General features: G+C 55.9%; 18 protein-coding genes. 14 read left to right on the top strand and 4 right to left on the bottom strand.

What is annotated here, in order from left to right; translation table 11 throughout:
* The first annotated feature begins 9 nt into the window (after positions 1-9).
* The 8 genes from nuoN to NHF56_RS07610 all read left to right on the top strand — a co-directional run bounded on the left by nuoN (position 10) and on the right by NHF56_RS07610 (position 8678).
* On the top strand, positions 10-1452 hold the full coding sequence (nuoN, locus tag NHF56_RS07645; RefSeq protein ID WP_252803064.1) for an NADH-quinone oxidoreductase subunit NuoN: 1443 nt from the start codon (positions 10-12) through the stop codon (positions 1450-1452).
* Between the two features lie 2 nt (positions 1453-1454).
* Complete coding sequence (locus NHF56_RS07640) at positions 1455-2210, top strand: biotin--[acetyl-CoA-carboxylase] ligase (protein ID WP_252803063.1); 756 nt, start codon at positions 1455-1457, stop codon at positions 2208-2210.
* Positions 2211-2225: 15 nt separating this feature from the next.
* Positions 2226-3893 carry a ribonuclease J gene (locus NHF56_RS07635; RefSeq protein ID WP_252803061.1) on the top strand — a complete coding sequence of 556 codons (1668 nt, stop codon included), beginning with the start codon at positions 2226-2228 and terminating at the stop codon, positions 3891-3893.
* Positions 3894-3927: 34 nt separating this feature from the next.
* On the top strand, positions 3928-4332 hold the full coding sequence (gene mce / locus NHF56_RS07630) for a methylmalonyl-CoA epimerase (RefSeq protein WP_252803059.1): 405 nt from the start codon (positions 3928-3930) through the stop codon (positions 4330-4332).
* Between the two features lie 85 nt (positions 4333-4417).
* The gene (locus NHF56_RS07625; RefSeq protein ID WP_252803057.1) at positions 4418-4699 is read left to right on the top strand and encodes a DUF1467 family protein; all 282 of its coding nucleotides are present in this window, start codon (positions 4418-4420) and stop codon (positions 4697-4699) included.
* A gap of 639 nt (positions 4700-5338) precedes the next feature.
* Positions 5339-6670 (top strand): proline--tRNA ligase, encoded by a 1332-nt coding sequence (proS, locus tag NHF56_RS07620; RefSeq protein WP_252803056.1) that lies wholly within the window; start codon positions 5339-5341, stop codon positions 6668-6670.
* 10 nt (positions 6671-6680) lie between these two features.
* Positions 6681-7985, top strand: coding sequence for a lipoprotein-releasing ABC transporter permease subunit (locus NHF56_RS07615; protein ID WP_252803054.1), 1305 nt, complete (start codon positions 6681-6683; stop codon positions 7983-7985).
* Positions 7986-7997: 12 nt separating this feature from the next.
* On the top strand, positions 7998-8678 hold the full coding sequence (locus tag NHF56_RS07610) for an ABC transporter ATP-binding protein (RefSeq protein ID WP_252803052.1): 681 nt from the start codon (positions 7998-8000) through the stop codon (positions 8676-8678).
* A gap of 20 nt (positions 8679-8698) precedes the next feature.
* On the opposite strand, the gene NHF56_RS07605 is transcribed toward NHF56_RS07610, so the two are convergent.
* Positions 8699-9490 (bottom strand): DUF72 domain-containing protein, encoded by a 792-nt coding sequence (locus tag NHF56_RS07605; RefSeq protein ID WP_252803050.1) that lies wholly within the window; start codon positions 9488-9490, stop codon positions 8699-8701.
* Positions 9491-9629: 139 nt separating this feature from the next.
* On the bottom strand, positions 9630-12551 hold the full coding sequence (gene uvrA / locus NHF56_RS07600) for an excinuclease ABC subunit UvrA (RefSeq protein WP_252803048.1): 2922 nt from the start codon (positions 12549-12551) through the stop codon (positions 9630-9632).
* A 268-nt stretch (positions 12552-12819) separates the two neighbouring features.
* On the opposite strand from uvrA, the gene NHF56_RS07595 reads away from it, so the two are divergent.
* Positions 12820-13326, top strand: a complete 507-nt coding sequence (locus tag NHF56_RS07595) for a single-stranded DNA-binding protein (RefSeq protein WP_252803046.1) — start codon at positions 12820-12822, stop codon at positions 13324-13326.
* Between the two features lie 14 nt (positions 13327-13340).
* Positions 13341-13772, top strand: coding sequence for a VOC family protein (locus NHF56_RS07590; RefSeq protein WP_252803044.1), 432 nt, complete (start codon positions 13341-13343; stop codon positions 13770-13772).
* Between the two features lie 16 nt (positions 13773-13788).
* Here NHF56_RS07590 and NHF56_RS07585 read toward each other — a convergent pair whose 3' ends face one another.
* Positions 13789-14415 carry a MarC family protein gene (locus NHF56_RS07585; RefSeq protein WP_252803042.1) on the bottom strand — a complete coding sequence of 209 codons (627 nt, stop codon included), beginning with the start codon at positions 14413-14415 and terminating at the stop codon, positions 13789-13791.
* Between the two features lie 189 nt (positions 14416-14604).
* Here NHF56_RS07585 and gyrA point away from each other — a divergent pair, with 189 nt between their 5' ends.
* On the top strand, positions 14605-17397 hold the full coding sequence (gene gyrA, locus NHF56_RS07580) for a DNA gyrase subunit A (protein ID WP_373456263.1): 2793 nt from the start codon (positions 14605-14607) through the stop codon (positions 17395-17397).
* An 89-nt stretch (positions 17398-17486) separates the two neighbouring features.
* Here the strand turns inward: gyrA and NHF56_RS20875 are convergent, their stop codons facing one another.
* A complete protein-coding gene (locus NHF56_RS20875; protein ID WP_256995383.1) occupies positions 17487-17618 on the bottom strand; it encodes a hypothetical protein in 132 nt (43 codons plus the stop codon).
* Positions 17619-17936: 318 nt separating this feature from the next.
* Here NHF56_RS20875 and coaD point away from each other — a divergent pair, with 318 nt between their 5' ends.
* Genes coaD through NHF56_RS07565 form a run of 3 tightly spaced genes read left to right on the top strand, consistent with a single transcriptional unit; the run spans position 17937 to position 19563 of the window.
* Positions 17937-18434 (top strand): pantetheine-phosphate adenylyltransferase, encoded by a 498-nt coding sequence (gene coaD / locus NHF56_RS07575; protein ID WP_252803039.1) that lies wholly within the window; start codon positions 17937-17939, stop codon positions 18432-18434.
* 20 nt (positions 18435-18454) lie between these two features.
* Positions 18455-19030, top strand: coding sequence for a peptidylprolyl isomerase (locus tag NHF56_RS07570; RefSeq protein WP_252803037.1), 576 nt, complete (start codon positions 18455-18457; stop codon positions 19028-19030).
* 23 nt (positions 19031-19053) lie between these two features.
* The gene (locus NHF56_RS07565; protein WP_252803035.1) at positions 19054-19563 is read left to right on the top strand and encodes a peptidylprolyl isomerase; all 510 of its coding nucleotides are present in this window, start codon (positions 19054-19056) and stop codon (positions 19561-19563) included.
* Positions 19564-19619 lie beyond the last annotated feature (56 nt).

Raw genomic sequence — 19619 nt, 5'->3', positions numbered from 1 at the left:
AATTGGGACATGACCGCTGAAACAATTATCGCGAGCCTCCAGCTCTCCATTCCGGAGCTGATCCTGGCCGTCGGTTCACTGGTGCTTCTGATGATCGGCGTCTTTTCAGGCGAACGCGCGACCAATACCGTCACAGGTTTGGCTGTTGCCCTGCTGATCGGCTCTGGCCTCTGGCTGATTTTCGACACAGGCACCGGCAGTGCTTATGCTGGCGCTTTCCTGTCGGATCCGTTTGCGAAATTCATGAAGGTTCTGGCACTGGCCGGTGCAGCAGTTGCCATGGTTCTGGCCGTGGGCCATAGCCGCAACGAACCGATGCAGCGTTTCGAATATCCGGTGCTGATGGTGCTGGCGACGCTTGGAATGATGCTGATGATCTCGGCCAATGATCTCATCTCGCTCTACATGTCGCTGGAACTGCAGTCGCTGGCCCTCTACGTGGTCGCTGCTATCAACCGCGACAGCCTGAAGTCGACGGAAGCCGGCCTGAAGTACTTTGTGCTGGGTGCCTTGTCGTCCGGTATGCTGCTTTACGGCATGTCGTTGATTTACGGCTTCACCGGGCAGACAGGTTTTGCCGAAATTGCCGCCGCTCTTGGAGCAGAAACGCCGTCTCTGGGCTTTGTCTTCGGGCTTGTATTCGTGCTGGCTGGTATTGCCTTCAAGATTTCCGCTGTACCGTTCCACATGTGGACACCGGATGTGTATGAAGGCGCACCAACGCCTGTGACCGCCTTTTTCGCCGCAGCGCCCAAGGTTGCCGCGATGGCCATGCTGGTGCGCATTGTAACGATTGCATTCTCTCCGGCCTTCGACGCATGGCAGCAGATTGTCGTCTTCATTTCCATCGCTTCCATGCTGCTCGGCGCATTCGCCGCCATCGGACAGCACAATGTCAAGCGCCTTATGGCGTATTCGTCCATTGGTCATATGGGCTACGCGCTTGTCGGGCTTGCAGCGGGCAACCAGTCCGGTATCTCCGGTATTGCGCTTTATATGCTCATCTACTCGGTGATGACGCTTGGCACATTCGCCTGTATTCTGGCGATGCGCGTGAAGGACGGAACCAATGTCGAGGAAATCGACGACTTGAGCGGGCTTTCCAAGACCAACCCTTTCATGGCCGTCGTTTTGACAATGCTGATGTTTTCATTGGCTGGCATTCCGCCGCTTGCAGGCTTTTTCGCCAAATACTTCGTCTTCATGGCGGCAATCGAAGCAAAGCTCTACGCACTCGCCATTATCGGCGTTCTGGCTTCGGTCGTAGGTGCCTATTACTACCTGCGCATCGTGAAGGTCATGTGGTTTGACGACGTCAAGCGCGAGTTTGAGCGTCCGGTGGGCGAGTTCAAGCTTGTTTACGGTTTGGCGGGCCTGTTCGTCATTGGCTATATCATTATCGGCGGCCCGATTGGCGCTGCAGCGGAAGCCGCAGCCAAGACGTTCTTTTGAGTATGAACAAGCATGATAGCCGGAACGGACTCGCGTTCCGGCATATCGCTCTTGGTGATACTGTATCCACCAATCTGGAATGCTTCGAGCGGGCCAGAAATGGTGATCCCGGCGGTCTCTGGATCACAGCCGAACGCCAGACAGGGGGACGCGCGCGACGGGGGCGATCCTGGGTTTCGGAACGCGGAAACCTGTATTCGTCTCTGCTCTTGATTGATCCTGCGCCGATCGAACAGCTCGCATCCCTGCCTCTTGTGATATCCGTGGCGCTGCACGATGCAATCAAACCGCTGCTGCCTCTTGATCGGGAAATCGCTATCAAGTGGCCGAATGATCTGCTGATTAGCGGTGCCAAGGTCTCGGGCATTCTTCTTGAAGGGGAGCAGCTTAGGGACGGTCGCTACGCACTTGTGATAGGCTGCGGCGTCAATGTTGCGCATAAGCCGACCGAAACACCTTACCCGGCGACTTGCCTGAACGACGAGGGTGCGAATGTTTCGGCTGAGGAATTGTTTGCACGCTTCTATGCTGCGATGGCGGCTATGCTCCAGAGGTGGGATCAGGGCAGGCAGACATCGCAGGTGGTCAAGCGCTGGCGCCATGCTGCCAAGGGCATTGGCGAGAAAATCAAGGTCAACCTTCCGGACCGGACATTGGAAGGGGTATTTGCCGATATTGACGAGCGCGGCATGTTGCTTCTCGATCAAGGTAACGGCAATCTGAAGACAATAGCAGCGGGCGACGTCTTTTTCGCCTGATGGGATGGGCTCATAATGAACGATAAAAACGAACTGGTTTTCCTGCCGCTTGGCGGCGTCGGCGAAATCGGTATGAACCTCGGGCTTTATGGTTATGGGCCCGCCAAGAACCGCGAATGGATCATGGTCGATTGCGGCGTGACGTTCCCTGGGCCGGACCTGCCGGGCGTTGACCTCGTGCTTCCCGATATTCGCTTTCTTGCCGAGGAACGTAAGAACCTCAAAGGCATCGTGATTACGCACGCGCACGAGGACCATTATGGCGCTTTGGCCGAACTTTGGCCGGCCTTGAATGTGCCGGTCTATGCGTCGCCGTTCACCGCGGGAATGCTTGAGGCAAAACGGGATTATGAGCGCAGCCGCGCTGAGGTTCCGGTGCAGATTTTCAATGCCGGCGATGTTATCGAACTGGGACCGTTCACGATTGAAGCTGTGGCGGTCAATCACTCCATTCCCGAGCCCATGGCGCTGCACATCAGGACGCCGCTTGGAAACCTCGTTCACACCGGCGACTGGAAAATTGATCTCGAACCGTCGCTTGGTCCATTGACCGACGCGAACCGCCTGAAGTCGATTGGCGACGGCGGTGTTCTTGCCCTGATGTGCGACAGTACCAATGCCATGCGGGACGGTGTCTCTCCTTCAGAGAAGGAAGTGTCCGCCAGCCTTGAGAAAATCATCGAAAGCGCTGAGGGCAGGGTCGCGATTACCACCTTTTCGTCGAATGTGGGCCGTATCCGTTCCATTGCGGAGGCGGCAGAACGTGCCGGGCGTGACGTCCTTCTGCTGGGGAGTTCAATGCGCCGTGTAACCGATGTTGCGCGCGATTGCGGCCTGATGGAAGGCATCAAGCCCTTTATCGCTGAAGACGAATACGGTTACATTCCGCGCGACAAGGTCGTGGTCATTCTGACGGGAAGCCAGGGTGAATCGCGCGCAGCTCTGGCAAAACTCTCGCGTGACGAGATGCGCCATGTCGCGCTCGCTGCAGGCGACACCGTTGTCTTTTCCTCCCGCACAATTCCCGGCAACGAAAAACCGATACAGGACATCCGAAACGGGCTTGTGGAGCAGGGCGTGAAAGTGCTCACCGACGATGACGCGCTCGTTCATGTTTCCGGCCATCCGCGCAAAAGCGAACTGAAGCAGATGTATGAATGGGTTCGCCCGAAAATACTGGTTCCCGTTCACGGAGAGGCAGCCCATCTGGACGCGCATGCTAATTGGGCAAGGCTAAACGGCATCGAAACCGTGCAACAGGTGCGCAATGGCCAAATCCTGCGGCTCGCACCCGGACCCGCTGCTATTCTCGACGAGGCACCGCACGGCCGTATTTACAAAGATGGCAAGCTGATTGGCGATTACGACGACGTTGGCATCGGCGAGAGGCGAAAGCTTTCCTATGTCGGCCATGTCGCAGTAAATGTGCTGTTGGATGGACGTTATGAGTTTTTCCAGGACCCGGATGTGATCAGCCATGGACTTCCGGCCTTCGATGACGAAGGCGAGGATATGGATGAGGCCATTTTCGATGCCGTCATCGGGGCAGTAGAGAGTATTCCCCGCGCCAGACGCAAGGATCTGTCCATGCTGCAGGAAGCCGTTCGCCGCGCCGTGCGCTCCACCTTGAACGAAATCTGGGGCAAGAAACCGGTTGTCTCGGTCTTCCTGACAAAGGTATAGGCTGAATTAAAGTCTATCGTGGAGGAGCAAGAACATGTTGGGCAGAGTAAACCACGTCGCAATTGCTGTGCCGGATCTGGAAGCTGCAGCCGCATCCTACCGCGCAACGCTTGGCTGCCAGATATCGGAGCCGCAAAGCCTACCGGAACACGGTGTGACGGTGGTTTTCGTCGAACTGCCCAACACCAAAATCGAGCTGCTTCATCCGCTCGGCGAGAATTCGCCGATTGCCGCCTTTCTCGAAAAAAATCCGTCCGGTGGAATGCACCATATCTGCTATGAAGTCGGCGATATCATCGTGGCACGTGATCGCTTGAAAGAGGCCGGTGCACGCGTGCTGGGCGACGGCGCCCCTAAAATCGGCGCACACGGGAAACCCGTCCTGTTTTTGCACCCGAAGGATTTTCAGGGTACGCTTATTGAGCTGGAGCAGGTGTGACGATCTTGCGCGCCCGGTTCTATTGATCGCATGGGCTGGCGGTACTAATGCTCGTGAAAACAGAAAACTTCACTGGACCAAAAGCATGAACCTCTTCTTCCACGTTGCAGTATACTTCATCGTTTGGTGGTTTGCCCTTTTTCTCATCTTGCCGACGGGTGTCTTTAGTCAGCACGATGCCGGGGAGGTGACGCAGGGAACAGTAGCCAGTGCGCCTGCAAAATACAGGGCAACCCGAACCATATTGCTGACCACGGCTTTGGCAGCAGTCCTCTATGGTGGATGGCTTGTTCTGAGCTACTACTTCGGGATCAGTTTCGATACGATACTCGACCTTTTCCCCGATCCGCCGGCGAAGTTCTATTAAGTCGATTTGTAACATCAATTGATTAATAAATGGGCAGTTCGTTTGTACTCAAATGAACTTGCAAACGGATACGTGTTCTCTGGAGCGATGGCAAAAAAAAACAAGGCCGAAAGCCTTGTTTTCAAAGTGTTCGCGTGACCTGTTGCCGTTTCCGGCGGCTGCGGATGAACGCGCCGTAGATCTGATCCTCCCAAGACTTGACCGCGAAAGTGGCAGAAGTCTGTGCTCTCTGCCTGTTTTGTGGGCTGAACCTAGCGGAAAGATTCTGCTTTGTCACTCCGTATTTTTGCATTTTTGCTACACTGAGTAGATTTTTTTCTATTGACACGCATTTTTTTGATGCATTGCAATTTTTTGAGCAAGAACAATGGCTTTGCGGAGCCGGCATTACATGTTTTGTTGTTGCAGTGCAGCATGAAACCTTTGCTTTTATTTGAAGTGACCGTGGGGGTGGACGGGTATGGCGGTGTTCGTGGGCTGAATTCCAAAACAGCGAAAACTGGTGAAAGCGTCCTGGCGAGCCTGTCATTACGCAATGCTGCGCCTTTCCATCGGGCTTTGAAATGTTTATGAACGCCTGAGTAAAAAGTGGTGCCACGATTCCCGCAAAGTGCAGGGAACTTTCATCTGGAATATGTCATGCGTCTTTCGCGTTATTTTATGCCCATCCTGAAGGAAAACCCGAAGGAAGCGGAAATTGTCTCACACCGTCTTATGCTGCGCGCAGGAATGATCCGCCAGCAATCGGCGGGCATCTACGCCTGGCTGCCGCTCGGAAAGCGCGTCTTGGAGAAGGTCAACGCGATCATCCGCGATGAGCAAAACAGAGCAGGCGCGATGGAAATCATGATGCCGACGATCCAGTCGGCAGACCTGTGGATCGAGAGTGGCCGCTACAACGACTACGGTAAGGAGATGCTGCGCATTCGCGACCGGCAGGATCGCGCCATGCTCTATGGTCCGACAAACGAGGAAATGGTGACGGATATATTCCGCTCCTACGTGAAGTCCTACAAGAACCTGCCGCTTAATCTCTATCACATTCAGTGGAAGTTCCGCGACGAGATCCGCCCGCGCTTCGGCACGATGCGTTCACGCGAATTCCTCATGAAGGATGCCTATTCCTTTGACCTGACCAAGGAAGACGCCATTCATTCCTATAACAAGATGTTTGCTGCCTATCTGCGGACGTTTTCGCGCCTTGGTCTGCGCGCAATCCCAATGCGCGCCGATACGGGGCCGATCGGTGGTAACCACAGCCATGAATTCATTATCCTGGCGGAAACCGGTGAATCGGAAGTTTTCTGCCACAAGGATTTCGTGAATTTCGATATTCCCGGCATTGATACTGATTTTGATGACGTCGATGGTCTGCAGGCGATCTTCAATCAGTGGACCTCGGCCTATGCAGCGACATCGGAAATGCACGATGAAGCGGAATTTGGCGCCATTGCGGAAGGCGACCGGCTGTCTGCGCGCGGGATCGAAGTCGGCCACATCTTTTATTTTGGCACGAAATATTCAGAGCCCATGGGCGCCAAGGTGCTCGGTCCGGATGGCGTTGAGCACACTGTCCACATGGGCTCCTATGGCATCGGTCCAAGCCGCCTTGTTCCAGCCATCATTGAAGCATCCCATGATGAAAACGGAATCATATGGCCGCGCTCGGTGGCGCCATTCGAGGCGGTTGTCATCAATATGAAGGCTGGGGACAACACGTGTGACACGGTTTCCGCTCAGGTTTATGAAGCCCTGAGCAATGCTGGCAAGGACGTTTTGCTGGACGACACCGCAGAACGCGCCGGCTCGAAATTTGCCACGGCAGACCTGATCGGCATTCCCGACCAGGTGGTCGTCGGGCCGCGCTCCGCAGCCAATGGCGAAGTCGAGGTCAAGGACCGCAAGACTGGCGAGCGTCAAACGATGACCGTCGAGGCGGCGATCAACATGCTTCTGGCGAAAGCCGGATAACGGAGAGAAAATGGCGGCGGCGGAAAACACTGGCGGGGATATCGGCAAACCGGCTGCGGCGACGCGGCCATTTTCCGCATTCGAACGTATGGTGGCGTGGCGTTATCTGCGCGCGCGCCGCAAGGAAGCTTTCATTTCGGTGATCGCCGGCTTTTCCTTTGCAGGCATCATGCTTGGTGTGGCGACGCTGATCATCGTCATGGCGGTGATGAACGGCTTTCGTTCGGAGCTCATTTCGCGCATCCTCGGCATTAACGGACACATGATCGTGCAGCCTATGGACACACCTTTGTCCAACTACGACGACCTGGCGAAAAAGTTCGAGGCTGTGCCAGGGGTCAAACTGGCTGTGCCGCTGGTCGAAGGTCAGGTGCTGGCATCCGGCACCGGCGGGGCAGGCACGGGTGCGCTCGTGCGCGGCATTGAGGCCGAAGATATTGCCAAGCTCAATTTCATTGCCGACAACATTCGCCAAGGCAGCCTGACGGCGTTTGCGACGGGCGACGGCGTGGCGATTGGCTCCCGCATGGCCACCAATCTCGGTCTGTCAGCGGGAGACAGTATCACACTCATCTCGCCTGAGGGCGATGTCACGCCGCTTGGTGTCAATCCGCGCGAGAAAACCTACAAGGTTGTGGCTGTCTTCGAGATCGGCATGTCCGAATATGATGCCTCGATCATCTATATGCCATTGCCGGAGGCGCAGCTCTTCTTCAATTCCGAGGGCATTGTCCAAACCATCGAGCTCTTTGTCGATAATCCCGACCGTGTGGACGATTTGCGCCAGCCGATCGAAGCTGCAGTCGACCGCCAGATTTTCATCTCCGACTGGCGGCAACGCAATCAGACATTCTTCTCAGCCCTCGAGGTTGAGCGAAACGTGATGTTCATGATTTTGACGCTGATCGTTCTCGTGGCTGCACTCAACATCATCTCCGGTTTGATCATGCTTGTGAAAGACAAGGGGCACGATATCGCAATCCTGCGCACAATGGGTGCGACGTCAGGTTCAGTCATGCGCATTTTCTTTATGACAGGTGCCGCCATCGGTGTGGCCGGCACCTTCGCCGGCGTGGTGCTGGGCGTGATTGTCTGTCTCAATATTGAATCGATCCGCGAATTCTTCTCCTGGCTGGTTGGTACGACGCTCTTCAATCCAGAGCTTTACTTCCTCAGCCAGTTGCCGGCCGAGATGAATGCAGGTGAAACGATTTCGGTGATCCTCATGGCGCTGGCGCTGTCGTTCCTGGCGACGATCTTTCCGGCCTGGAGAGCTTCCAAGCTCGATCCGGTGCAGGCGCTGCGTTACGAATAAAGAATTGAGCAGATGAAGAAAATCGTTCTTGAACTGAAGGATATTACCCGCAACTACGGCGATGGCGATCAGCCCCTGCAGGTTCTGAAAGGGGCGAACTTCGCGCTGGCTCAGGGTGAATTGACCGCCCTTGTTGCTCCATCGGGCACCGGAAAGTCCACGCTTCTGCACATTGCAGGGCTTCTCGAACACGCAACATCGGGCGACGTATTCGTGAACGGTCTGCCATGCGGCACGATGAACGATGATGCGCGCACCGCGATCCGCCGTCAGGAAATCGGCTTCGTCTACCAGTTCCACCACCTGCTGCCCGAGTTTACGGCGCTCGAAAACATCATGATTCCGCAGATGGTGGCCGGTCTTACCAAAGCGGAAGCGGAAAAACGGGCCTCACAGCTTCTCGACTATATGCGCATGGGCCATCGTGCGACACACCGCCCGGCAGAGCTGTCCGGTGGTGAGCAGCAGCGTGTTGCCATCGCGCGCGCGGTTGCCAATGCGCCGGTGATACTTCTGGCCGATGAGCCGACGGGAAACCTCGACCCTGAGACGGCAGGCTATGTGTTTGATGCACTGAAGGCGCTGGTCCGGCAGTCCGGTCTTGCGGCGATCTTTGCCACGCACAACATGGAACTGGCTGCCCGTATGGATCGACGGATCACGCTGGAAGACGGCAAGATCGTCGAGCGATAAGCGCAGTCATCGTCCGCGCTTCAGCTTACTCTTTTCATCATTTCCATGGCGCCAAAGGGCGCATTGACCTTGCCGCCGGTGATGAAAAAGGCAAACACATCCCGGCCTTGCGGTGCGGAAATGTGAGGGCAGAGAGCAGGCAGATCATCCGGATGCCCTCCATCTGCAAAACGGCTGAGGCGCTTTGACCAGGCGTCCATATCTGTTTCATCATAACAAATCGGATTTTCATCCACGCCCCGCTGAAGCCGGGCGTAAACGAAATCGGCGCTGACATCGGCGATCATTGGATATTCTTCATGATCAGCGAGCACGCAGGCAACATTGTGCTTGCGCAAAAGCTCAACGAATTTGGGTGTGACAAATGACGGATGGCGAACTTCGACCACGTGGCGGAGTGATATACCATCCTGCTGTTCCGGCAACAGCGCCAGAAATGCAGCAAAATCATCCGGATCGAATTTCTTGGTCGGCATGAATTGCCAGAGGATGGGGCCAAGTTTGGATCCCAGTTCCGTTACACCTGAGTTGAGAAACTTGGCAACGGACTCGCCGGCTTCAGCAAGAACCCGACGATTGGTGGCATAACGCACCGCCTTCAGCGAAAAAATGAAATCGTCAGGCGTTTCCGACGCCCACTTGGCAAATGTGGCCGGCTTTTGCGTTGAATAATAGGTGCCGTTGATTTCAATCGCCGACAGTTTCGAAGACGCATAGGCAAGCTCGTCCTTCTGCTTCAGATCGGAAGGATAAAAATGGTTGCGCCAGGGTTCGAACGTCCATCCACCGATGCCTGTACGAATCTTTGTCATCGAAAATACCTTTCGTCTCTAGCCTTCGGGTGAACGCCTTTCCCATTTTACAGAAAAGCAGCCGACGTCTCTGCGCGCCACCCGGAAACAGGAGATGTGCCGCCACGCCGGGGCAAACCGCCGAAGCGGCAGAGCCACTTCATTCCGCCGCCTGCGTCTTGCCCATCGGACGACGTTCCAGCAGCTCTTTCAGGAACTGACCGGTATAGGAACGCTCGACCTTCACGATATCTTCCGGTGTGCCGGTCGCAACGATCTCGCCTCCGCCGTCGCCACCTTCCGGACCAAAGTCGATCACCCAATCCGCCGTTTTGATGACTTCGAGATTATGCTCGATGACAACGACGGAATTGCCCTGGTTGACCAGTTCGTGCAGCATTTCCAGAAGCTTGGCGACATCGTGGAAATGCAAGCCAGTGGTCGGCTCGTCCAGAATGTAGAGTGTGCGCCCGGTGGAGCGTTTGGAAAGCTCTTTTGCGAGTTTCACACGCTGCGCTTCACCGCCTGAAAGCGTATTGGCCTGTTGACCGACCTTGATATAACCAAGCCCGACATCGAACAACGCTTGAAGTTTGTCGCGCACGGAAGGAACGGCGGAGAAGAACTCCACACCTTCTTCCACAGTCATGTCGAGAACGTCTGAAATCGATTTGCCCTTGAAGGTCACGTCCAGCGTCTCGCGATTATAGCGTTTGCCATGGCAGACATCGCAGGTGACATAAACATCTGGCAGAAAGTGCATTTCGATCTTGATAACGCCATCACCCTGGCAGGCTTCACAGCGTCCACCCTTCACGTTGAAGGAAAAACGGCCCGGCTGATAACCGCGGGCCTTTGCCTCCGGCAGACCGGCAAACCAGTCGCGGATCGGTGTGAAAGCACCGGTATAGGTCGCCGGATTGGAGCGCGGCGTGCGCCCAATCGGTGACTGGTCGATATCGATGACCTTGTCGATATGCTCGAAGCCATCGATGCGGTCGTGTTCGGCCGGGTTTTCACGCGCGCCCATGACGCGCCGCGCTGCAGCCTTGTAGAGCGTCTCGATCAAAAACGTCGACTTTCCGCCGCCGGAAACACCCGTGACAGCTGTGAACACGCCAAGCGGAATGGCAGCAGTGACATTCTTCAAGTTGTTGGCGCGCGCGCCGATCACCTTGATCTCGCGTCCCTTTTTCGTCTTGCGGCGGCTTTCGGGAACGCTGACCTGCATCTCGCCGGAAAGGTATTTTCCAGTCAGCGATTTTGGATTGGCGATAATGTCTTTTGGCGCGCCTTGCGCGACGACATTGCCGCCGTGAATGCCCGCCGCCGGGCCAATGTCAACCACATAATCGGCGGTCATGATCGCGTCTTCGTCATGCTCGACCACGATGACGGTATTGCCGATATCGCGCAGATGCTGCAGCGTATCGAGAAGCCGCGCATTGTCGCGCTGATGGAGACCGATGGACGGTTCGTCAAGAACGTAAAGCACGCCGGTCAAACCGGAACCAATCTGGGACGCCAGCCGAATCCGCTGGCTTTCACCGCCGGAAAGTGTGCCCGAGTTTCGCGAAAGGCTCAGATATTCCAGCCCGACATCATTCAGGAAGCGCAACCGCTCGCGAATTTCCTTCAGGATGCGCACCGCAATTTCATTCTGCTTTGTACTCAGTTTTTCCGGCAGTGCTTCAAACCAGTCACGCGCCACCCGGATCGACATATCCGTGACTTCGCCGATGTGGAGCTTGTTGATCTTCACCGCCAAAGCTTCCGGTTTCAGCCTGTAACCATGACATGACGGGCAGGGGGCAGCAGACATGTAACGCTCGATCTCTTCACGCGCCCAGGCCGAATCCGTTTCCTTCCAGCGGCGCTCAAGGTTCGGCACGATACCTTCAAAGGTCTTTTCCGTCGTGTATGAGCGGGAGCCGTCCTTGTAGTTGAAGACCACCTTGTCTTGGGTGCCGTGAAGGATTGCCTCTTTGGCCTCCTTGGAAATCTCGCTCCATTTCTGCCCCATCTTGAAGCCGAAATGCTTGCCGAGCGCCTCCAGTGTCTGGCTGTAATAGGGGGAGGACGACTTGGCCCAGGGCGCAATAGCGCCATCACGGAGCGTCCGCTCGGCCTCCGGAACGATCAGGCTCGCATCAATTTTCTGCTGAAAACCGAGACCGTCACAGGTCGGGCAGGCTCCGAACGGATTGTTGAACGAAAACAGCCGCGGCTCGATTTCCGAAATCGTGAAACCGGAAACCGGGCAGGCGAATTTTTCCGAGAACAAAACCCTTTCATGGGTCTCGTTCAATGACTTGTTGGCGGCACCCCCAGCAGCCGTTTCGGATTCCGGCAAAGGCTTGTCGGCAAACTCCGCAATGGCGAGGCCATCGGCGAGTTTCAGGCAGGTCTCGAGACTGTCGGCCAGCCGCGCAGCAATGTCGGAACGCACCACGAGACGATCGACGACAACGTCAATATCGTGCTTGTACTTCTTATCGAGCGCGGGCGCTTCGGCAATCTCGTAAAACTGCCCGTCGATCTTGACGCGCTGGAACCCCTTTTTCATGAGTTCGGCGAGTTCCTTCTTGTACTCTCCCTTTCGCCCACGAATGAGCGGTGCGAGAATATAAAGCCGTGAACCCTCCTCCAGCGCCAGGACGCGGTCCACCATTTGGCTAACCGTCTGGCTTTCGATCGGAAGCCCGGTCGCAGGCGAATAGGGAACACCGACCCGCGCAAACAGGAGGCGCATATAGTCGTATATCTCCGTCACCGTGCCGACAGTTGAGCGCGGATTGCGTGATGTTGTCTTCTGTTCGATCGAAATCGCCGGCGACAGTCCGTCGATCTGATCGACATCCGGTTTCTGCATCATTTCCAGAAACTGGCGCGCATAGGCCGAAAGGCTTTCAACATAGCGGCGCTGACCTTCGGCATAGATCGTGTCGAAAGCAAGCGATGACTTGCCAGAGCCGGAGAGTCCGGTCATGACGATCAGCTTGTTGCGGGGCAGATCAAGATCAATGCCCTTGAGGTTGTGCTCGCGCGCGCCGCGGATGGAAATATTCTTCAGTTCACTCATAAGGTCCACACAAAATGCCCATAGCCCGGCAAACATCTCATATACGGCCGGGTAATTCAGGCGGATTTCAGGATTGGCGTCTATCCCGAATCTGTTGACAATAAAGCCATTAATCAATAGAACAAAAATAGAACATAAAAAGCAAATGCTTTTTTTGCAAATTCATTGTGGATTAGTCACGCGGTGGGCGGCGCAGATCGGTCCAGTTCTTTAAGGTGGAGAAAATTTTCCAGCGACAGGGCTGGCTGCGGATAAGAGGATTAAAAAGATGGCGGGTAGCGTCAACAAGGTCATTCTGGTGGGCAATCTGGGTGCGGATCCCGAAATCCGCCGAACACAGGACGGACGTCCGATTGCCAACCTGAGCATTGCAACATCCGAGAACTGGCGCGACCGCAATTCCGGTGAGCGCCGCGAACGTACCGAATGGCACCGCGTGGTGATTTTCAACGAGGGTCTTTGCAAGGTTGCGGAGCAATATCTGAAAAAGGGCGCCAAGGTTTACATCGAGGGCCAGCTGCAAACGCGCAAATGGACCGACCAAAATGGTCAGGATCGCTATTCGACAGAAGTGGTGCTGCAGGGTTTCAACTCCACATTGACCATGCTCGACGGTCGCGGTGAAGGCCAGGGACAGGGCGGCAGCATGTCCCGCGGCGGTGACTATGGTGATTACGGCGGCGGCGGAGACTACGGTGGTGGCTCTTCACAGGGCGGCGGCAGCAGCAGCGGGGGCGGCTTCTCGCGCGACATGGATGATGATATCCCGTTTTGAGGGAATGCCGGTAAATGGCCCAGCGCCTTTCCAATATCGCTATCGTCGTTCGAGACTATGATGAGGCAATTGCCTTCTATTGCGGTGTGCTCGGCTTCGAGTTGCTGGAGGACACCTATCAAGCCGAACAGGATAAACGATGGGTGGTCGTCAGACCAAAAGGTGAAGCAAACGCGGCTGGCACGGCGCTGGTTCTGGCGCGCGCCTCCAAGCCAGAGCTGGAGGCCTTCATCGGCAATCAGGCGGGTGGCCGCGTCTTCCTGTTTCTGGCAACGGACGACTTTAAGCGCGATTTGGCTCTTTACGAGAGCCGCGGGGTCAAATTCATCCGTGAGCCCAAGGTTATGGACTATGGCACAGTCGCCGTATTCCAGGACCTTTACGGCAACCAGTGGGACCTGGTCCAGTTCGCCGAAGGCCATCCGCTCGCGGTCACGGCTCAATAGCGGCCAAGCGTTTCGTTCACAGCATCGTTGCCTTTATTCCATCGACAACGAATTGCACCGACATGGCAGCCAGCAGAACGCCGAGCAGCCGTGTGAGGATGTTTCGACCGGTATTGCCAAGAAGCCGGTCGAGCCCGCCGGCAATAACAAGCGCGGCAAAAACCAGCGCGATACAGACGGCAAGCACACCAATCAGCATCAGCCTGTCGAGCGGACCGCTGAAAGAACCCGCCAGAAGAACGGTTGCTGATATCGCGCCGGGCCCGGCAATCAGCGGCAGGGCGAGGGGAAAGACGGCCAGATTGTGAAGGTGGTCCTTGTTGATCGCTGTTTCCGTTGTCTTCTGTTTTCGCTCTTCACGCTTGCTGAAAATCATCTCGAACGCGATGGTAAAGAGAAGCAGTCCGCCGGCGATGCGAAACGCGCCCATGGAAATCCCGAGCGTCGCAAGAATGGTTTCGCCAAGCAGAGCAAATCCGACAAGGATGAAAAATGCAATCAGCGTTCCCCGCACGGCGGTCTGGAACCGTTCTCGCCGATCAAGGCCTGCAGTCAAACCGAGAAAAATTGGTGCCATGCCGGGTGGGTCGATTGTGACCACAAGCGTGGCGAATGCGTTGATGACCTGATCGATATTGTTCATGTTTCCCGCGTATTCTTCTTGGCTGAATTCGAGCCGTCTCCCCCGCAGGCTGACAGCATTTTGGCCGGTAGCATATCGCGGTTGTCGTGACATGCAAAAGCCTGTTTATAACGGCCTTGGAAATTGGCACCAATGGCGCGTTTCCGCTATAAAAACACCAGTGATTCTGAAACAAGATTGTGACTTGATTTGACAGCGCAAAATACCCCCGGCGGAATGGGTCCGAGCGACATCGAACCCATCTCCATTATCGAAGAAATGCAGCGCTCCTATCTCGATTACGCCATGAGTGTGATCGTGAGCCGCGCTCTGCCGGATGTTCGCGACGGGCTCAAGCCGGTGCATCGGCGCATTCTTTACGGCATGTCCGAACTCGGCATCGACTGGAACAAGAAATATGTGAAATGTGCCCGTGTCACCGGGGATGTCATGGGTAAATATCACCCCCATGGCAATGCGGCGATTTACGATGCGCTGGCGCGTATGGCGCAGGATTGGTCGCTTCGCCTGCCTTTGATTGATGGCCAGGGGAACTTCGGTTCGGTGGACGGCGATCCACCTGCGGCTGAACGTTACACCGAGTGCCGTCTCGAAAAGGCCGCACATTCGCTGCTCGACGACCTCGACAAGGAAACAGTCGACTTCCGCGAAAACTATGACGGCACGCTGAGTGAGCCGGTTGTTGTTCCCGCGAAGTTCCCCAATTTGCTGGTCAACGGCGCAGGCGGCATTGCTGTCGGGATGGCGACGAACATCCCACCGCATAATCTTTCCGAAGTGATCGACGGCTGCATCGCCATCATCGACAATCCGGCAATCGAATTGCCCCAACTCATGGAATATATTCCAGGGCCGGATTTTCCGACAGGTGCTATGATACTTGGGCGTTCTGGCATCCGTTCAGCCTATGAAACCGGACGCGGTTCGGTTGTCATGCGTGGTCGCGCGCATGTTGAGCCAATGCGCGGCGACCGCGAACAGATCATCATCAATGAAATCCCCTATCAGGTGAACAAGTCGACGATGATCGAGAAAATGGCCGAACTCGTGCGCGAAAAGCGCATTGAGGGCATTTCCGATATTCGCGACGAGTCCGACCGTCAGGGCTATCGCGTGGTGATCGAACTGAAGCGCGACGCCGTTGCCGATGTCATTCTGAATCAGCTTTATCGCTATACACCGCTGCAGACCTCGTTTGGCTGCAACATGGTGGCGTTGAATGGTGGCAAGCCGGAGCAGATGACGCTTCTCGACATGTTGCGGGCTTTTGTCTCCTTCCGCGAAGAGGTTGTCAGCCGACGCACGAAGTTCCTTCTCAAGAAAGCCCGCGACCGCGCGCATGTCTTGGTGGGCCTGGCCATTTCTGTGGCCAATATCGATGAAGTGATCAACCTGATCCGCCGCGCGCCCGATCCACAGACTGCGCGTGAGCAGTTGATGGAGCGCCGGTGGCCAGCCAAGGATGTAGAATCACTGATCCGTCTGATTGACGACCCCCGTCACAGGATCAATGAAGATCTGACCTATAATCTGTCCGAAGAGCAGGCCCGCGCGATTCTCGAACTACGCCTGTCGCGCTTGACGGCGCTTGGCCGCGATGAAATCGGCGACGAATTGAACACGATTGGCGATGAAATTCGCGACTATCTGGAAATTCTGGGTTCGCGCCTTCGCGTCCAGACGATCGTGAAGGAAGAGCTCGCAGCCGTTCGTGACGAATTCGGAACCCCACGCCGCACTGAGATCGTCGAGGGCGGTCCGGACATGGATGACGAGGACCTGATTGCACGGGAAGACATGGTGGTCACCGTGTCTCATGCCGGTTACATCAAGCGTGTTCCTCTGACCACCTACCGTGCGCAGCGCCGTGGCGGCAAGGGACGCTCGGGCATGTCGACGCGTGATGAGGATTTTGTCACACGGCTCTTTGTGGCAAACACCCACACGCCGGTTCTGTTCTTCTCCTCACGCGGCATTGTCTACAAGGAAAAGGTCTGGCGCCTGCCCATCGGCACGCCGACGTCGCGGGGCAAGGCGCTCATCAATATGCTGCCGCTGGAGCAGGGCGAGCGCATAACCACAATCATGCCGTTGCCTGAGGATGAGGCGACCTGGGAAAATCTCGACGTGATGTTTGCAACGACGCGCGGTACCGTGCGCCGGAACAAGCTGTCGGATTTCGTGCAGGTCAACCGCAACGGCAAGATCGCCATGAAGCTCGACGAAGGCGATGAAATTCTCTCCGTTGAAACCTGTACCGACACCGACGACGTTCTTTTGACGACGGCATTGGGGCAGGCAATCCGCTTCCGCGTCGATGATGTGCGTGTCTTTGCTGGCCGCAACTCGATTGGTGTGCGCGGCATCAACCTCGCCGATGGCGACCGTATGATTTCCATGACCATCATCGCACATGTTGACGCTGAAGCCTCCGAGCGAGCGGCCTATCTGCGGCGCTCGGCTGCAGAACGCAAAGCCTTGGGCGCTGATGACGAAGAAGTTGCACTGGTTGGCGAAGACGTCACTGAAGTCTCCGACCTTTCCGAGGAGCGTTATCAGGAGCTGAAAGCCCGAGAACAGTTCGTCTTGACCATTTCGGAGCGGGGATACGGAAAACGTTCGTCCTCCTACGACTTCCGAATCTCCGGTCGTGGCGGCAAGGGCATCCGCGCAACCGATACGTCGAAGACGAACGAAATCGGCGAATTGGTCGCAGCCTTCCCGGTCGAAAACACCGACCAGATCATGCTCGTTTCAAATGGTGGACAGCTTATTCGTGTCCCTGTTGGCGGCATTCGCTTTGCAAGCCGTGCAACCAAGGGTGTGACGATCTTTTCAACCTCAAAGGATGAGAAGGTCGTGTCTGTCGAGCGGATCAGCGAACCGGAAGCCGAAGAGGGCGACGATCCGCTGCTCGAAGAACTGGATGCAGCAGTGGGCGATATCCCTGAAGCTGACGGCGGTACGCCGCCGGAGGCCTGACCGCATCCTAAAGTTGGATTAAAAGAAAGCCGGACGCAGGGAAAACGTCCGGCTTCTTCATTTTGGACTGGAGGGGGACAGTCCGGGGGTCACAAAATGTTATAGCGCCTCTGGAATTCGTCGCTCTTGGTCTCGCGCTGCATTTCGACAACTGAGGCGGCAACGGTACCGACGAACATGGTGCTGATCAGGGTGGCAAGTACTGTCATGGCAATAATCATCTTCTTTTCCTCTCTGCGAAACTTGACCTTCGTTCTACCGGTACTTTTTCGGTCGGGCTGTGACCTGCGTGACATGCCGGTATTGCGCTTTCATTTCGCTTATGAGTTCCAAAGTCGCTGATGCGGCTACGGCTCCAAGCACACTCATAAGAATGATCACAGCAAGCATTTGTTCCCCTCCGGGTTTCAGAAGTTTTCCGTCTGTCTATGAAGCAACATAGAAAAGCCCGCCTGAAACACGCTTGAACAGCACGTTCATCTTGCATTCACCGCCATTTTGCTTGCAGTGCCGGCGCTTCCGTGACAAAAGTCTGGCCCATGAAAACCGCATTTTATCCCGGCTCTTTCGACCCGATGACCAACGGACACCTGGACGTGCTTCTGCAGGCGTTGAATGTCTGTGAGCATCTTGTCGTGGGGATCGGTGTCCATCCGGGCAAGACGCCTTTGTTCAGCTTTGATGAGCGGTCAGCGCTGATCAAGCAGTCGCTTCTCGACGCCACAAAAGATGCCGACGGACGCATTGAAGTCATCGCATTCAACAATCTGGCCGTCGATGCCGCGCGCGATGCAGGTGCCACGATGCTGATCCGCGGACTGCGCGATGGAACAGATCTCGACTACGAAATGCAGATGGCCGGCATGAACGGGCAAATGGCACCGGATATTCAGACCGTGTTTTTGCCTGCGGGAACGGGGTCTCGACCCATTACGGCCACATTGGTTCGTCAGATCGCAAACATGGGCGGAGATGTGAGCGCATTCGTTCCTCCGTCCGTTCTGACAGCCCTTGCCGAAAAGCTCGGTAAGGCTTGAACCATTCCAACGGAGCCAAAATGAAATTTCCTCGTCTTATCGCCGCCGCAGCCATCACGCTTGCCGCTTTTGCCTATTCTTCTGTGGCCAGTGCTGCCGAATATCTGACCATTCAGCTCAAGGACGGGCCTGTGGTGATTGAGCTGATGCCGGAAGTCGCCCCCAAACATGTGGAACGGCTGAAGGAACTTGCAAGCAAAGGCGCTTATGACAATGTTGCCTTCCACCGCGTGATCGACGGCTTCATGGCCCAGACCGGCGATGTGGAATTCGGCAATATGGAAAAGAATTTCCAGCCGCAAATGGCCGGCATGGGCGGTTCTGACCTGCCCGATCTGCCCGCAGAATTTTCCGACGTTCCGTTTGAGCGTGGCGTCGTCGGAATGGCACGCTCCCAGGATCCCGATTCTGCAAATTCGCAATTCTTCATCATGTTCGCGCCGGGCGAATTCCTCAATGGACAGTATACCGTTGTCGGTAAGGTCGTGTCTGGCATGGAGTATGTCGACAAGATCAAGCGCGGCGATGAAGCAACAAACGGTTCTGTCACCGATCCTGATCGTATGATCAAGGTGACCGTCGGCAAGCCCAACTGATTGAAATAGCAAAGGAGACACCTATGGCCGAGATCAAGGATCCGGAAAACGCAATCATCATGGAAACGACCAAGGGTAAGGTCGTGATCGAGCTTCTGCCGGATCTGGCCCCCGGCCATGTCGCCCGCATCAAGGAACTCGCCCGCGAAGGCGCTTACGATGGCGTTGTGTTTCACCGCGTGATCGAAGACTTCATGGCCCAGACCGGCGACGTCCGATTCGGAAAGTCCGGCGGCGAACACTTCAACCCGGCCCGCGCCGGCATGGGCGGCTCGGAAAAGCCGGATCTGAAGGCTGAGTTTTCCAACATGAGTCACGTGCGCGGCACTTGCTCAATGGCCCGTTCGCAGAACCCGAACTCCGCCAATTCGCAGTTCTTCATCTGCTTTACGGATGCGCCGTGGCTGAACCGCCAGTATTCTGTCTGGGGTCAGGTCATTGAAGGGATGGACAATATTGACAAGATCGAGCGCGGTGAGCCGGTGGCGAACCCTGACAAGATCGTCTCGATGAAAGTCGCAGCCGACGCTTAATCGGGTCCAATCGCCAGTTTTTGCGCTCCGGTGTTTGACGCCGGAGCGTTTTTCGT

Origin of the sequence: Rhizobium sp. L1K21, from assembly GCF_024055895.1 — a bacterium.
Lineage (GTDB): Bacteria > Pseudomonadota > Alphaproteobacteria > Rhizobiales > Rhizobiaceae > Ensifer_A.
Note: the sequence above shows the minus strand (reverse complement) of the source record. Positions and strands in the feature narration are given on the sequence as shown.